2 protein-coding genes are annotated in these 950 nt (G+C 73.5%); one reads left to right on the forward strand and one right to left on the reverse strand.

All coding sequences use genetic code 11. The annotated features are described in order from the left end of the window. Positions 1–203: hypothetical protein (locus G3N92_RS34400; protein ID WP_206131921.1), on the forward strand; the 203-nt coding region annotated here is incomplete at its 5' end. Between the two features lie 53 nt (positions 204–256). Here G3N92_RS34400 and G3N92_RS34405 read toward each other — a convergent pair. Next, a partial coding sequence (locus tag G3N92_RS34405) for a FecR domain-containing protein (protein WP_206131922.1) occupies positions 257–950 on the reverse strand: 694 nt, incomplete at its 5' end.

The raw sequence follows: 950 nt of genomic DNA on the forward strand, positions 1-950 counted from the left end.
TCGGCCGGCCAGACGGCTCGGCGCGAAGGCGAGGCGCGCGGCGGCGCCGCGCGACGGAACAAGGGAGAGCGGGCGCGGCGGCCGGGCGGATCGGGTCGGTTGCATGGGTCGATGAATCGGGAAACGATGGGCAAAAACGTGCTTTCCTTTCCCTGTCACGCGAGACGGCCAAAACAGCTCAGGATGGCGAAAATATTTTTTGAGGGGAGGACACGGAGGCGCCGCGCACCGCGCGCAAGGCGGTGCGCCGCGCGCCTCAGCCGCGTGCCGGCACGACGCGCACCCAGTAGCGCGTGAACCGCTCGACCGCGATCGGCAGCGTCGCGCCGAGCGTGTCGAGCACGCGATCGGTGTCGTCGAGCGGATAGGCGCCGGACACGCGCAGGTCGGCGATCGCCGGGTCGCATTGCAGATAGCCGTGGCGGTAGCGCGCCAGTTCGGCCAGCAGATCGGCGAGCCGCATCCGGGCGGCGACCAGCGAGCCGCCAGTCCATGCGCCCGCGTAGGCTTCGAGCGGGCGCGGCGCGGCCACGCCGTCGTGCGCCATCTCCGTGCGCTGGCCGGCCGCGATCACGCGCGAGGCCGTGCCGGCGTCGCTCGGTTGCGCGCGCACCGATCCCTCGAACACGCTCAGGCGCACGCCCGCGGCTTCGTCGCGCACCGCGAAGCGCGTGCCGAGCGGCGTCAGCACGCCTTGCGCGGTGGCCACCGTCAGCGGCCGCGCGGGCGAGCGCTTCTCGTGGCCGCTCGTCACCATGATCTCGCCGCGCAGCAAGGCGATGCGGCGCGAGGCGGCGTCGAAACGCACGTCGATCGCGCTGTCGGTGTTGAGGATCACGGTGGTGCCGTCGGCCAGCGCGACGCTGCGCCGCTCGCCCACCGCGGTGCGCCAGTCGGCGTTCCACAGCGCCCAGCGCTCGGCCGGATCGAGCGACCAGGCCGCGCCGCCG

Source organism: Burkholderia sp. Ac-20379 (assembly GCF_017104645.1).
Classification (GTDB): domain Bacteria; phylum Pseudomonadota; class Gammaproteobacteria; order Burkholderiales; family Burkholderiaceae; genus Burkholderia.